This is a genomic window from Brevibacterium sp., assembly GCF_031179145.1.
GTDB lineage: Bacteria > Actinomycetota > Actinomycetes > Actinomycetales > Brevibacteriaceae > Brevibacterium.
The window spans coordinates 13,332-25,845 of the sequence record NZ_JAPSIB010000018.1; the positions used below are offsets into that span (position 1 = coordinate 13,332).

Consider the following 12,514-nt stretch of genomic DNA (forward strand, 5'->3'; position numbering starts at 1 on the left):
AAAAGGAGCTGTTCGGCAGTTGTTCCCTATCGACAGCACAGTCAGTACCAGGAGCGATTGGGTGACGACGATCATCGGCCACACAGGACTAACCCCCGACGCCCTTCGCGAGACGTTCTCCCACTTCCCGCAGGGCGTCGTTCTCATCGGCGCAGAAGTCGACGGCACCCGGCACGGTCTGATTGCCTCCACATTCACCGTCGGCATCTCCCTCGACCCGCCGCTGGCCAGTGTCGCGATCCAGCTCGGATCCTCCACCTGGGAGCTGCTGCGCTCGGCGCCGTCCCTGGGAGTCTCGCTCCTCGGTTCCCACCAATCGGGGCTCGTGCGGCAGCTCGCCTCCCCGGACCGCAGCCGCAGGTTCGCCGAAATCGAGACCGCCGTCGACCTCGACGGAGCGCTCACCGTCACCGACAGCCCGGCGCACCTCTGGACGCGCGTCCACAGCGAGATGCCGGCCGGCGATCACACCCTGGCTCTGCTGGAGATCCTCGACGTGACCACCTCGACGAGCCCGGAAGCTCTCGTCTTCCACCGCAGTTCCTTCAAGAACATCACCGCTGAGTGACCTGATCGCCGGTGAGGAATAAACCGGCCCCAGGTCCCGGTTGGCACCGACATGAGGATTGAGATCTGGTCGGACATCGCCTGCCCCTGGTGCTTCATCGGCAAACGCCGGTTCGAGACCGCCTTGGAGCGGTTCGACCACAAGGATGACGTCGACGTCACGTGGCACAGCTATCAGCTCGACCCCGGCCTGCCCGAGCATTTCGACGGATCCGAGGCCGAGTACCTCAGCCGGTCCAAGGGCATGCCGATCGAGCAGGTCAAGCAGATGTTCGATCACGTTTCCGCGCAGGCGGAAGGCGAGGGTCTCGACTACGACTTCGACTCCATCGTCGTCGCCAACAGCTTCACCGCGCATCGGTTCCTTCACTTGGCCAAGACGCAGGGTGTCATGAGCGAGGCCGAAGAGGCCCTCCTGTCGGGCCACTTCGAACACGGCCGGGACATCTCCGATCACGACTACCTCGCCGAGGTGGGCCATGCGCTGGGCATCGACCCTGCTCTCACCCGTCGCGTGCTCGATTCCGATGAGTTCGTCGCCGAGGTGGAGGCCGACATCGCCGAGGCCCGTGCCCTCGGAGTCAGTGGAGTCCCGTTCTTCGTCTTCGACCGCAGATACGGAATCTCCGGCGCCCAGTCACCTGAGACCTTCGTCGAGGCGCTCGAGACGGCATGGCAGGAGAGTGAGAAGCTCACGGTTCTGGCCGGTGATTCGACTCGCTCCGATTCCGCTGCGCACGGGGGTGCCGTCTGCGGCCCCGACGGCTGCGATTGAGACGTTCCGGCATGAGCGATTGCGCGATAATGTAGCTCACTATGGACATCTCCGCGCAGTCGCTGGTCGGATTCTTCGAATCCACGAGCCTCGTCGAGGCGCAGCTGCTGCTGGTCAGCTTCGTCCTCTGCTCGCTCATCGGATTCGAGCGGCAGTTCCGACAGAAGGCGGCCGGCTATCGCACGCACGTCCTCGTCGGCATCGGCTCCTGCGCATTCACCCTGGTCTCGACCTATGGATTCGCCGCCGTCCTCGACAAGGACACAGTCCTGGATCCGTCGCGCATCGCCGCGCAGATCGTGTCCGGCATCGGCTTCCTCGGCGCGGGTGTCATCTTCAAGGGCAACAACGTCGTCCGCGGTCTCACGACGGCAGCCACGATCTGGGTGGCTGCGGCAGTCGGCATGGCGTGCGGGGCAGGTATGTTGTCCCTGGCCTCGATCGTCACGGCCGTCCACCTGCTCACCCTGTTCGTCATCGCCCCGCTCATCGCGAAGCTGCCAGACCACAACAGCCACAGGCTCCTCCGCATCACGTACGTCGACGGTGAGGGAGTCCTGCGCAAGATCCTCGGCGTCGCCAGCAGCATGGGCTTCACGAACTCGATCCTCGACACCAGCAGGATCGAAGGCGAAGGCGGCACTCGCCTCGTCCAGATCGACGTCAAGTTCTTGGGCAAGCCCCCGTTGCAGGCGCTCGTGCCCGAGCTCCTGGAGATCGACGGCGTGGAGAAGGTCAATCTCCGCGAGGATCAGGCCCACTCCAGCGACGATGACCGCATGTGAGCGCTCGGGCACAGTTGCGCGACGCCGCCGGTTCAGCAGGCCGTCTCCCCGCCGAGGTGATCCTCCGCTCAGTATTGTCAGTAGTGACCGGTGAAGGCCAGATGACCGCCGGTCTGCCCGTCGAATCGCCTCCGCGTCGGCCAGGACAGTGCCAGGTAGACGACGAATGAGATGACGAACGAGGGAATCGTTGCGCCGATGGCACTCGGAAACGTGTACGTGAGGATGTAGGAGGCCGCGGCCCCGATGATCCAGACTCCCACCGCGGACCAGTTCACCCCGCGGAGGTAGGAGTAGACGCCGCCGGAGTCCTTGAGGATGTCTCGCGAATAGGTGCGTCGTTTGATGATGTAGTAGTCGACGATGACGATGGCGAAGACCGGGACGAAGAAAGCGCCGATCATCACGAGGAAGTCGGTGAACTGGTTGAGCAGGTCGAGCCACATCGCACCGAGGATCGAGATGGCGCCGAGGACCAGCGCCGTGGGCAGGAACTTCAGCGTGAACTTCGACTGGGCGTTGACGACTGAGTTGACCATTCCGTAGACGACCATGGTGTTCGTGGCCATGACGGACAGGAAGATGACGATCGCCAGGGCCCATCCGAACTCGGCGACGAGGACGGTCGGGTCGAATGGCGCAGCCTCACCGCTTTCGATCAGGACGTAGCAGAAAGCCGTCAGCCCCAGACTCATGGAGAGGACTGTCGAGAGGACGTAGCCGATCCCGGAGCCGACGATCCCGGCCCTCTGCGATGAGGCCAGGCGGTTGAGGTCGCCGGAGAGAACGGTCCAGGAGATCGCTGTCGCGATGACGATGTCCAAGGCGATGGCCGGAGTGATTCCGAGCGTGGGGTCGCTGGGGATCTCCGCGTAGGCTGCCGGACTGTGGCCGGCGAACGCGACGATGAAGACGTAGGCCATGACGAGGAGGATGAGCACGGCGAACCAGGGCTCTGCCTTCTCGATCCCCTTGTGACCCAGGATCGCCAAGCACACCACGAGGGTCTGGCACAGGATGGAGAACAGGATCGGATTCGAGAACCCGGTCGCCTGCTCGACGACGAAGTTGACGGTGACACCTGCCAGCATCGCCTGCACCCAGCTCCACCCCATGAGAATGATGACGTTGGCGGCCACAGGAAGGTAGCTGCCTTTGGAGCCGAACGCTCCACGGGTGATCGCCATGGTCGCCAGGCCCGTCCGGGTGCCGATGTTTCCGATGAGCGTGAGCACGACGGTGCCGATGAGAGTTCCGACGACGATCGCGATGATCGCAGTCGGGTACGAAATTCCGGGGACGAACAGAGTGCCGGTGAGCAGTGTGGTGACGACGAGGTTCGCCGCCAACCAGATCATCAGCATTCGCCGCATGGTCAGGGTGCCGCGGATGATTCCCCCTTCGTCCACGCTCGATTCGAGCCGGGATTCAAGTCGGCGATACCAGTTCATGATGTCACTTCCTCCGTCGCGTCCGGTTCTTCCGGCACGGTGGACAGGTGTTCGTGGATGGCGAGGAGGCGACCGTCGTCACGGCGACGGAAGACGATGCTCTCGCGCTCGCGGTAGGACTCCATCCCCGACGTCGTGCTCACCGTTGTGTCCACGGTGTGGGAGAAGACGGCACCACCGGGGAACGTCTGAATGAGAGGACTCGACGAGCGGCATTCGACCACCGACCACCCGTCGTCGATCCACGAGGCCCAGGTGTCCTCATACTCCTTCCGGGAATCGAACCGCCGGGCTTCGGGATGGAAGATGAACGTGGCATCCTCGGCGAAGTGGGCGAAGTAGGCCTCGGTGTCCGTGTTCGAGAACGCGGTCACGATGTCGTCGGCGGCCCGACTGACCTCGTCGACAGTGGGGGTGGCTTCCATGATCAGCTGCTTTCGGCTGGAGCGAACTGGAGTTCGACTGGAACGAAAAGGTGAGCGGTACGAACTTTAGTCAGTATGTGACCACCAGCACTGTCCCCGATGGAGAAAAATCCGCCTATCCCGTCCACATTGGACAAGCAGGGCGAACCGCCCGCTCAGCGGTTTGCGGCCTCTCAGTCCCGCATCGACCCGGTCTCCTGGTAACGGGCGTGCCAGGACAGCGCCTCGCTGAGCAGGTGCGGGGTGTGTCTCCCCGCCGGGTTGGCGACGATTGCGCGATCCAGGTAGTCCTGCAGCAGCTCCCGGTAGTCCGGGTGGGCGCAGTTGTCGATGATCCGCTGGGCTCGGGCCAGAGGAGAGAGACCACGCAGGTCGGCGAGCCCCTGTTCGGTGACGAGGATCTGGGTGTCGTGCTCGGTGTGGTCGACATGGCTGGCGAAGGGGACGATCGAGGAGATGGCTCCGCCCTTGGCCAGTGAATTGGTGACGAAGAAGTTGAGGTAGGCGTTGCGGGCGAAATCGCCGGAACCGCCGATCCCATTGATGATGGAGCTGCCCATCACATGGGTCGAGTTGACGTTGCCGTAGATGTCGGCTTCGACCATCCCGTTGACGGCGATGACGCCGAGGCGGCGGATTGCTTCAGGATGGTTCGACATCTCCTGGGTGCGCAGCAGGATCCGTCCCTTGTAGGCCTCGATGTTCTCGTTGAAGTCTGCAGCCCTCTCCGCAGACAGCGATAACGCCGTCGCCGACACCGACTTCAGCTTCCCATTGTCGATGAGGTCGAGCATCCCGTCCTGGATCACCTCGGTGTAGGCGGTCAGTCCTGCGAACTCGCTGTCAGCGAGGTTCGCCATGACCGCGTTGGCGACGTTGCCGACTCCCGATTGGAGCGGCAGCAGCTCCTTCGGGAGACGACCGGCGTCGATCTCATACCGGAGGAAGTCGACGAGGTGACTGGCGATCGCCTTCGAGTCCTCGTCGGCGGGTTTGAAGGGAAGGTTGCGGTCGGGGGCGGTCGTCTCGACGACGGCAACGACTTTCTTTCGGTCGACGCGCAGGTAAGGATCGCCGATGCGCTGCATCGGTTCGAGGAGCTGGATCGGCAGCCGCTCCGGCGGACGCCTCGTGCCGTAGTAGACGTCGTGAAAGCCTTCATAGGCACGCGGATGCCAGGAGTTGACCTCGAGGATGACTCTGTCGGCCAGGTCCAACCACGTCTTCGAGTTGCCCACCGAACTGCCGGGGACGAGCAGACCGTTGGGCAGGATCGCGGCCACTTCGACGACAGCGACGTCGAGTTTGCCGTAGAACCCGAACCAGGCCTGCTGCGCCGAATGACTGAGATGGGTGTCGACGTATTCGGTGTCGCCGGCATTGATCGACCTGCGCATCGCCGGATCGGACTGGAACGGCAGCCGTTTGCTCACTGCTCCCACCTCGGCGAGCACTCCGTCGAGCTCGGGCGCGGTCGACGCCCCCGTCCACAGTTCAACGGCGAAATCCTCGCCGCGATCGTGGGCGCAGCGGGCACGATCGGCAATGGCTCCGGGGACCACTTTCGGGTACCCGGAGCCAGTGAAGCCGCTCATGGCGACTCGGTCGCCGTCCTTGATCTCAGCTGCGGCGGCGGCAGCGGTAGTGATCTTCTGAGACAGTTCTGAGCATGTGATTCTGGACATCATCGGCAGTCTAGCCGATCAGATTTCCGCCCCTCGAGGCCGCATCCGCCCGCGCGAATGCGGCCGGCTCAGGCGAACAGGCTCACCCCTCCCGGCCCGACCAGGCAGCCGAGGACGATGAGGACGATGCCCCACACGATCTGGCGTCGGAAGAGGGCGAAGATGCCGGAGATCACCAGGAGTGCCGCAATGATCCACAGGACAGTTGCCATGATTCACCTCGATTCTTCAGCTGTGTAGACGAGCGTCGGCACAGCAGTTTGGATACTTGACGATGGTCAGTGCCGACCGCGGTCGGTGTCCGGGGGAAGGTCGCTCCGTCGTTCGGGATGCGCTCCACCACCGTCGCCGCTGTCGCCGCGGCGGTCGAAGTCGTCATCCCGGGCGCCGGTTCCGCCATCGCGACGGTCATCTCGGCGGAGTTCGGTTCCTTCACCTCGGCGGGTGTCGACGTCGGGGTCGAGTTCGTCAGCGCGCTTGAGGCGTTCCTCCTGCTCGCGTCGCTTGGCTTCCACCTCCTGATCGCGCTGTCCCACTTCGTGGTTGAGCTGGTCGGCTTCGACGGAGCGCTGTTCCGCTTCGGCCTCGCGCCTCTTCGCCTCGGCGGCCTGGGCCTCGGCGTCGGCCTCTGCCCTCTTCGCCTGAGCTCGCTGTTCCTGGACTTCGGCTTCTCGGGCTTGAACCGCGGACTGTTCCTGGGCGGCTTCCTCGCGGATCCGGGCGGCTTGATGCCGCTTCTTGTCCGGCGCCTTGCGCTTGACCGCGACGATGATCCCGATGATGATCAGAACCACGACGATCGCCACGATGATCCAGATGATGGTCGAAGTGTTCATGGAAACTCTCCCTTGCTAGATATCCGATATGTCGGCAATCAGGGCGATTCGTTTCATAGTTGCACGGTTGTCATCTCGTGACAAGACCCTTTGTGAACGCGTCCTGCCAGTGCTATAGCGGTGGAGAAACCTGCGGCACGGTGATCCAAGGAGCACTGACCGAATACTCAAGAACGCGAATTATGGTGACGATTGTCAGTGTCCCCCAGTGACACGTCGTTGCATTCATCAGGGAGGAACGAATCATGACAGATACCGTCAAAGTACCCGAGCCGAAGGGAACTTCGACCACGGAACGCGAGAACGCCGAACGCGGATTCACCGCCTCTCCATCGCTGGCCAAGAACCTGCAGACCGTCCTGGTCGACTTCATCGCCCTGCAGTTGGTCGCCAAGCAGGCCCACTGGAACATCGTGGGGCCGAACTTCCGCGACCTGCATCTCAACCTTGATGAGGTCGTCGACATCGCCCGCGCCGGGGCGGATGAGATCGCCGAACGGATGCGCGCCCTGCACGCGACCGCTGACGGCCGGCCGGCCGTCGTCGCCGAGCAGACCGCGCTGCCCGAATTCCCTGCCGGTGAGATTTCCACGCATGACGCGATCGATCTCACCGTGCGAGCCGTCGAATCGACGGTGGGAACGATGCGCCAGGTCCATGACGAAGTCGATTCGGCGGACCCGACCACGGCCGATATCTTCCACGAGTACATTTCGAAGCTCGAGCAGCAGGCCTGGTTCCTCAGCGCGGAAACGCGCACACCCTCTGACTGACAGCACTCGACTGTGAGTCGACGGACCACCGGCGATCACGGATCGTCGGTGGTCCGGTGTTGTCAATAGACTTCAGGTATGCCCAATCGCGAAGACTCCCTCAATCATGCGGCGATCGTCTACAACCCGGTCAAGGTTCCTCTCGAACGGGTCCGCCGGGCAGTCGAGGCGCAGGAGCTCGCGCTCGGTTGGGAGAAGACGCGATGGTATGCGACGAGCAGTGATGACTCCGGTCGAGCTGCAGCATTCCATGCGGTGTCCACCCGTCCGAGTGTGGTGATCATCGCCGGCGGAGACGGCACCGTGCGCACCGTGACTGAAGCGGTCGTCGACAGCGGGATTCCGATCGCTCTGCTCCCCTTCGGCACGGGCAATCTGCTCGCGCGCAACCTCGGTCTTCCGCTGACGAACATCGGCGCCTCCGTTCGCACCGCATTCGCCCTCACCACTCGGAGGGTGGACACGGCCATCGCCGAGTTCGAGGATGAAGACGGTGCCCGGTCCGCTCACCGATTCCTCGTCATGGCCGGGATCGGACTCGACGCGGAGATGGCGACCAATACGAATGCCCTGGTGAAGAAGCACCTCGGTTGGTTCGCCTACGTCTCACCGATTGCGCGTTCGATCTTCGCGAACCGGCTGTTCACGATGCACTACCGGGTCGATGACGGTCCGGCGAAGTCGACTCATGCGCACACGGTCATCGTCGGCAACTGCGGAACGCTGACGGGCAACATGCTCCTGCTGCCCGGCGCCGTGGTCGATGACGGGCAGTTGGACGTCATCGTCTTCCGCCCGAAGAACTGGTTCGGCTGGACGAAGATCGGCACACGATTGACGACCCAGGGAATCGCCAACCTGTCGCGGTTCGGGCGCAGCCTCGTCCAGTTCAACGGCGACATTCAGGCTCTGCCCTACGGGAAGGGCGCGGCATTCGAAGCTCGCTTCGAGGTGCCCCACGTCGTGCAGCTCGACGGCGACAGCTTCGGGCACATCATCAGCGCCCGGATCAGCGTCCGCCCGTCGACGCTGGAGGTCTGCGTCGACGGCAGCAAGGGCTGACGAGCCCACCCGACGACATTTAGCATGGACGGTATGCGCTCGAATCAACCCGAGATGCCGCTTTCGCCTGCGCAATCCGTAACCGGTCCGACCCGTTCGACGACCGCTGCTGTCTGCTGGATCGCGGCCGCGGTCGTCTGGTTCCTCGCCGAGGCGGTGGCCGCCTCGGCGTTCCCACACTATTCGTATGCGACGAACTACATCAGCGACCTCTCCGTTCCCGATGTCGAAGTCCTCAGCGGCAGAGCAATCGACTCCCCTCTCCATCCGCTCGTGACCACGGCCTTCGTCGTGCAGGGACTGCTGTTCGCACTCGGCGCGGTGTGCCTGACCCGGCAGGCTCGGTTTCCCCAGCGTCGAATCTTCATCACGCTGGCTTCCATTCACGCCCTGGGAATGGTGATGATCGCAGCGATCCATGGCGGCCGACAGAATGTCGAGCTCGGTCTCGATACATTCCATATGCTCGGGGCCTTCGCCGCGTTCATCGCCGGGAACCTCACCGCCGTCGTCGCCGGGGTCTCCGCACTCCGCGTCGGAGTCTCCCGCCTGATCGGCTGGGGCAGCGTCATCCTCGGCGTTGTCGGTCTTCTCGGGCTCGTCATGCTCCAGGTCGACGCTCGAACGCCATCGATGATGCTGCTCCCGGACGGGTTCTGGGAGCGCATCACCTTCTACGCGATCCTCATCTGGCAGGCTGCCATGGGTGGGGCAATGCTGCTACGCAGCCACGGCCGCCCTCTGCAGGTGCTTGACTCCGGCGGGTGAGGCGATCTTGAGCAGCAGCACGAACACCTGGTCGACGAGGATCGCGAGCACTGCTACCCACAGCGCGGCGGCGATGACGCCTTCCATGCCGTAGGCGACCTGGTTGAGGATGACGTCGCCCAGTCCCCCGCTGCCGGCGATCGTCGCGATCGTCGCCGAGCTCACCGTGAGCACGGCGGCGGTGCGGATCCCGCTGATGATCATCGGCAGACCCAAAGGAAGTTCGACCTTCGTCAGGACCTGCATCGGTGCCAGACCCATCCCGCGAGCCGCTTTGGTGAGATCGGCGTCGACGGAATCCACTGCCTGGAACGCGTAGCTGAGGATCGGTGGGAAGGCGAGGAGGAACAGTGCGATCATCGCGTTGAGCATCCCGATGCCCACGATGCCGATGAGAATGGCGATGAGTGCCAAGCTCGGCAGTGCGCGACCGATGTTCGTGATGCTCACGGCCAGGAACTCGCCCTTGTGGATGTGGCCGAGCCACACCCCGAGAGGCACCCCCACGACGATGGCCGCAAGCAGCGGGATCAGACTGATCACCAGGTGCTCGCCGGTCTTCTCGAGCAGGAGTGCGAAGTTCGCGGTCATGAACGGGAACGCTCCGACTAAGACATCCATCAGATTCTCACTCTCGTCCAGGGGGTCAGGATTCTGCCGATGAGCACCAACAGCCCGTCGAGGACGAACGCGAGCAGCACAGCCAGGGCACCGGCTGCGATGAACTGTGTGTTGAAGGGCGACGACACGGCCTTGAGGATCGGTGATCCCAGCCCGCTGTCGACGACGAAGGCTGCGATGGTGGCCACGCTCACGGTCAGCACCGTGGCGATGCGCAGACCGGAGATGATCGACGGGAGCGCCAGAGGCAGTTCCACTTTGAGCATGAGCTGCTTGGTGTCGAGGCCCATGCCGACGGCTGACCTCTTCACGTCGTCGGGCACTGCCGCCAGTCCGGCGAGCACCGCCTGGAAGATGATGACGAGAGTGAAGCAGACCAGCGCGATCTCGACCGTGAGCAGCGTCAGCCCCGTGAACGGGACCAGGAGCTGGAACAGCGCCAGCGGCGGCAGGGTATAGAGGAACGTGGCGGCGACGCCGATGGGACCGGCCAGCCACTTCTTCCGATAGGCGATGAGGGCTGCGGTGAAGGCGATGAGGAATCCCACCACCACGGCGATGAGCACCATGTAGATGTGGTCGACCAAGGGTGGCCAGAACACTGTTGACCATTGGGAGGCGAACCAGTCGGTGCAGAAGAACCCGTTGTTGATGACGCAGTCCGAGGCCTGACCGTAATCGGGGATGACAGGGTCCCCGGCAGGTGCGAATCCGCTCATATCCGGGCACCTTCCGTCGTTCGCGCCGGATCGTCCGCCGGCGGGCAGATGAGTTCGTGCAGAGTGACGTCACCGAGGTGGCTGCCGGCGTCCATGACCCGCGCCCCTTGAGCATGGGCAGCCGAGACCAGGGACAGTGCCTCGCGCAGAGTCATCGTTGCGGAGACTTCGGGCCATTCGGCAGCCGAAACCGGGTTGCCTGCCTCGGTTGAGCCCGCTGCGGCAGCGACGGGGGAACTGCCGCGCCTGTCCCGACCGGCGGCGAGCACCTCGGCGACGGTCGTGAGAGCCAGGCGTTTGAGTCCGCGCTCGGCGCCAAGGAACTCCGCGACGAAGTCATCGGCGGGACGGGCGAGCACCTCGGCGGGGGTGTCGTACTGGGCGAGGAGCCCCCCGGGCTTGAGGATCGCGATGCGATCGGCCATCTTGATCGCCTCGTCGATGTCGTGGGTGACGAACAGCGTCGTCTTGCCCACGGCGCGATGGATGTCGAGGAATTCGTCCTGGACGGCCACACGGGTGATCGGGTCAAGGGCGCCGAAGGGCTCGTCCATGAGCATGACCGGCGGATCGGCGGCCAGCGCCCGGGCGATGCCCACACGCTGCTGCTGCCCACCGGACAGCTGACCCGGGTACCTCTTCAGCCAGTTCTCGACCGGTGTGAGACCGACGAGTTCGAGCAGCTCCTTCGTGCGCGCCTCGATCCGCTTCCTGTCCCATTTGAGGATCGTGGGGACGGTGGCGATGTTCTCGGCGACCGTGTAGTGCGGGAAGAGACCGGACTGCTGGATCGCATACCCGATCGTGCGGCGCAGCTCGATCGGTGAGAGGTCCATGATGTTCGTGTCGCCGATCCGAATCTCGCCGCTGCTGAGGTCGACCAGGCGGTTGACCAGCTGCAGCGCCGTGGTCTTTCCGCCTCCGGAGGGACCGACGAGGCAGACGAGCTCCCCCGACCTCACCTCAATGCTCAGGGAGTCGAGCGCGTGCGCGGTCTGCCCCGGGTAGGTCTTCGTGACGTTGTCGAAGACGATGGACGAGTTCCTCGTCGACCTCGCCGTTGAGGTCGCAGGCATGGTGGTGGTCGCTGATTCTGTCATGGTGTTCTCACATCAATCCGTTGTCTTTGAGGAAGACCTTGGCCACTTGCGCGGCATCGATCCTGTTGATGGCCGAGGCTTCGTTGAGAGCCTGGATGGCTTCGAGGGTGAGCAGGGAGTGGAGGGTGTCGAGGAACGCCGGGGCATCGTCGTCCATCGCCGCGTAGGCGTCGTCCCTGATCAGGGGTACGACGTTCTGGAACCCGAAGAGCTTCTTGTCGTCGTCGAGCACCACGAGATCGGAGCGCAGGAGCTGCGGATCGGTGGTGAAGACGTCCGCGGCCTGGATCTCTCCGCGTTCGATCGCCTGGTAATTGAGTCCGATGCTCAGGGTTTTCAGCTCCATGTTGTCCAGGCCGTAGCTCTCGACGATGCCTTCGTACCCCTGGGCTCCCGTGACATTGTCGGGGTAGGTGGAGTAGAGGAAGTCGCCGATGCCCTGGAGGTCGGAGATCTTCGCCAGTGAGTGTTCGTCCGCGAATTCCCGGCGCACGGCGATCGCGTTCTTGTTCTCGAACGGAGTCGCCTTGAGCATCCGGATCGAGTTCCCTTTCGCCCACTTCCCCGCCAGGTCATAGGTGGCCTCGGCGGAGTCCATGAGGCTCTCCTCCCCCATGAAGCTGACGAGGATGACTCCGGTGTACTCGGGATAGACGTCGATCTGTCCCGAGGTGAGCGCGGCGCTGATGATGTCGCTGGAGCCGACGTTCGTCTTCAGGTCGACCTGGTAGCCGAGTGCTCTCAGTCCCTGGGCGTACAGCTCGCCCATGATCCAGCTCTCCGCGAATCCCTTCGACCCGACGGTGATCGTCCGGACGTCCTTCTTCCGCTTACCGACCGTCGCGGCCGACGGCGGAGTGCATCCGGCCAGCGCGACCGCGGCGGCACCGGCGCTCAGTGTGCCGAGTGCGGACAGAGCGGTGCGTCTGTTGATTGTGCGCATGAAC

Annotated in this window: 15 protein-coding genes; 6 read left to right on the plus strand and 9 right to left on the minus strand. The window is 63.8% G+C overall.

The window, feature by feature from the left end; translation table 11 throughout:
- Nucleotides 1-61 precede the first annotated feature (61 nt).
- Genes RIT73_RS13180 through RIT73_RS13190 form a run of 3 tightly spaced genes read left to right on the plus strand, consistent with a single transcriptional unit; the run spans nucleotide 62 to nucleotide 2,127 of the window.
- On the plus strand, nucleotides 62-568 hold the full coding sequence (locus RIT73_RS13180) for a flavin reductase family protein (protein WP_309132541.1): 507 nt from the start codon (nucleotides 62-64) through the stop codon (nucleotides 566-568).
- A gap of 51 nt (nucleotides 569-619) precedes the next feature.
- The gene (locus tag RIT73_RS13185; protein ID WP_309132542.1) at nucleotides 620-1,342 is read left to right on the plus strand and encodes a DsbA family oxidoreductase; all 723 of its coding nucleotides are present in this window, start codon (nucleotides 620-622) and stop codon (nucleotides 1,340-1,342) included.
- Between the two features lie 41 nt (nucleotides 1,343-1,383).
- Nucleotides 1,384-2,127, plus strand: coding sequence for an MgtC/SapB family protein (locus RIT73_RS13190; RefSeq protein WP_309132543.1), 744 nt, complete (start codon nucleotides 1,384-1,386; stop codon nucleotides 2,125-2,127).
- Nucleotides 2,128-2,204: 77 nt separating this feature from the next.
- Here the strand turns inward: RIT73_RS13190 and RIT73_RS13195 are convergent, their stop codons facing one another.
- The 5 genes from RIT73_RS13195 to RIT73_RS13215 all read right to left on the minus strand — a co-directional run bounded on the left by RIT73_RS13195 (nucleotide 2,205) and on the right by RIT73_RS13215 (nucleotide 6,524).
- Nucleotides 2,205-3,578 carry a cytosine permease gene (locus tag RIT73_RS13195; protein ID WP_309132544.1) on the minus strand — a complete coding sequence of 458 codons (1,374 nt, stop codon included), beginning with the start codon at nucleotides 3,576-3,578 and terminating at the stop codon, nucleotides 2,205-2,207.
- Complete coding sequence (locus tag RIT73_RS13200; RefSeq protein WP_309132545.1) at nucleotides 3,575-4,003, minus strand: nuclear transport factor 2 family protein; 429 nt, start codon at nucleotides 4,001-4,003, stop codon at nucleotides 3,575-3,577. The genes RIT73_RS13195 and RIT73_RS13200 overlap by 4 nt, the downstream gene beginning before the upstream one ends.
- A 173-nt stretch (nucleotides 4,004-4,176) precedes the next feature.
- Nucleotides 4,177-5,688: an acetyl-CoA hydrolase/transferase family protein gene (locus RIT73_RS13205; RefSeq protein WP_309132546.1), complete on the minus strand. Its 1,512-nt coding sequence runs from the start codon at nucleotides 5,686-5,688 to the stop codon at nucleotides 4,177-4,179.
- A gap of 68 nt (nucleotides 5,689-5,756) precedes the next feature.
- Entirely contained in the window at nucleotides 5,757-5,900 is a 144-nt protein-coding gene (locus RIT73_RS13210) for a GPGG-motif small membrane protein (protein WP_309132547.1), read from the minus strand.
- 66 nt (nucleotides 5,901-5,966) lie between these two features.
- The gene (locus RIT73_RS13215) at nucleotides 5,967-6,524 is read right to left on the minus strand and encodes a hypothetical protein (RefSeq protein WP_309132548.1); all 558 of its coding nucleotides are present in this window, start codon (nucleotides 6,522-6,524) and stop codon (nucleotides 5,967-5,969) included.
- A 245-nt stretch (nucleotides 6,525-6,769) separates the two neighbouring features.
- Between RIT73_RS13215 and RIT73_RS13220 the strand changes: the two genes are divergently transcribed.
- From RIT73_RS13220 to RIT73_RS13230, 3 genes are all read left to right on the plus strand, one after another.
- Nucleotides 6,770-7,297, plus strand: coding sequence for a DNA starvation/stationary phase protection protein (locus tag RIT73_RS13220; protein WP_309132549.1), 528 nt, complete (start codon nucleotides 6,770-6,772; stop codon nucleotides 7,295-7,297).
- A gap of 78 nt (nucleotides 7,298-7,375) precedes the next feature.
- A complete protein-coding gene (locus tag RIT73_RS13225) occupies nucleotides 7,376-8,359 on the plus strand; it encodes a diacylglycerol kinase family protein (protein ID WP_309132550.1) in 984 nt (327 codons plus the stop codon).
- A gap of 33 nt (nucleotides 8,360-8,392) precedes the next feature.
- Entirely contained in the window at nucleotides 8,393-9,127 is a 735-nt protein-coding gene (locus tag RIT73_RS13230) for a DUF998 domain-containing protein (protein ID WP_309132551.1), read from the plus strand.
- Here RIT73_RS13230 and RIT73_RS13235 read toward each other — a convergent pair.
- Genes RIT73_RS13235 through RIT73_RS13250 form a run of 4 tightly spaced genes read right to left on the minus strand, consistent with a single transcriptional unit; the run spans nucleotide 9,080 to nucleotide 12,510 of the window.
- Nucleotides 9,080-9,748: an ABC transporter permease gene (locus RIT73_RS13235; RefSeq protein WP_309132552.1), complete on the minus strand. Its 669-nt coding sequence runs from the start codon at nucleotides 9,746-9,748 to the stop codon at nucleotides 9,080-9,082. The two genes, RIT73_RS13230 and RIT73_RS13235, sit on opposite strands and share 48 nt — an antisense overlap.
- Nucleotides 9,748-10,467 carry an ABC transporter permease gene (locus RIT73_RS13240; RefSeq protein ID WP_309132553.1) on the minus strand — a complete coding sequence of 240 codons (720 nt, stop codon included), beginning with the start codon at nucleotides 10,465-10,467 and terminating at the stop codon, nucleotides 9,748-9,750. Before RIT73_RS13240 ends, RIT73_RS13235 begins: the two co-directional genes overlap by 1 nt.
- Nucleotides 10,464-11,543 carry an ABC transporter ATP-binding protein gene (locus tag RIT73_RS13245; protein WP_309132554.1) on the minus strand — a complete coding sequence of 360 codons (1,080 nt, stop codon included), beginning with the start codon at nucleotides 11,541-11,543 and terminating at the stop codon, nucleotides 10,464-10,466. The genes RIT73_RS13240 and RIT73_RS13245 overlap by 4 nt, the downstream gene beginning before the upstream one ends.
- 31 nt (nucleotides 11,544-11,574) lie before the next feature.
- A complete protein-coding gene (locus tag RIT73_RS13250) occupies nucleotides 11,575-12,510 on the minus strand; it encodes a glycine betaine ABC transporter substrate-binding protein (RefSeq protein WP_309132555.1) in 936 nt (311 codons plus the stop codon).
- Nucleotides 12,511-12,514: the final 4 nt, after the last annotated feature.

Excerpts from the sequence above, each read along its gene's own strand:
- RIT73_RS13185 (WP_309132542.1), top strand. The coding sequence starts at position 620 with ATGAGGATTGAGATCTGGTCGGACATCGCCTGCCCCTGGTGCTTCATC.
- RIT73_RS13200 (WP_309132545.1), bottom strand. The coding sequence starts at position 4,003 with ATGGAAGCCACCCCCACTGTCGACGAGGTCAGTCGGGCCGCCGACGAC.
- RIT73_RS13210 (WP_309132547.1), bottom strand. The coding sequence starts at position 5,900 with ATGGCAACTGTCCTGTGGATCATTGCGGCACTCCTGGTGATCTCCGGC.
- RIT73_RS13195 (WP_309132544.1), bottom strand. The coding sequence starts at position 3,578 with ATGAACTGGTATCGCCGACTTGAATCCCGGCTCGAATCGAGCGTGGAC.
- RIT73_RS13230 (WP_309132551.1), top strand. The coding sequence starts at position 8,393 with ATGCGCTCGAATCAACCCGAGATGCCGCTTTCGCCTGCGCAATCCGTA.
- RIT73_RS13205 (WP_309132546.1), bottom strand. The coding sequence starts at position 5,688 with ATGTCCAGAATCACATGCTCAGAACTGTCTCAGAAGATCACTACCGCT.
- RIT73_RS13215 (WP_309132548.1), bottom strand. The coding sequence starts at position 6,524 with ATGAACACTTCGACCATCATCTGGATCATCGTGGCGATCGTCGTGGTT.
- RIT73_RS13235 (WP_309132552.1), bottom strand. The coding sequence starts at position 9,748 with ATGGATGTCTTAGTCGGAGCGTTCCCGTTCATGACCGCGAACTTCGCA.
- RIT73_RS13220 (WP_309132549.1), top strand. The coding sequence starts at position 6,770 with ATGACAGATACCGTCAAAGTACCCGAGCCGAAGGGAACTTCGACCACG.
- RIT73_RS13225 (WP_309132550.1), top strand. The coding sequence starts at position 7,376 with ATGCCCAATCGCGAAGACTCCCTCAATCATGCGGCGATCGTCTACAAC.
- RIT73_RS13190 (WP_309132543.1), top strand. The coding sequence starts at position 1,384 with ATGGACATCTCCGCGCAGTCGCTGGTCGGATTCTTCGAATCCACGAGC.
- RIT73_RS13245 (WP_309132554.1), bottom strand. The coding sequence starts at position 11,543 with ATGCCTGCGACCTCAACGGCGAGGTCGACGAGGAACTCGTCCATCGTC.
- RIT73_RS13240 (WP_309132553.1), bottom strand. The coding sequence starts at position 10,467 with ATGAGCGGATTCGCACCTGCCGGGGACCCTGTCATCCCCGATTACGGT.
- RIT73_RS13250 (WP_309132555.1), bottom strand. The coding sequence starts at position 12,510 with ATGCGCACAATCAACAGACGCACCGCTCTGTCCGCACTCGGCACACTG.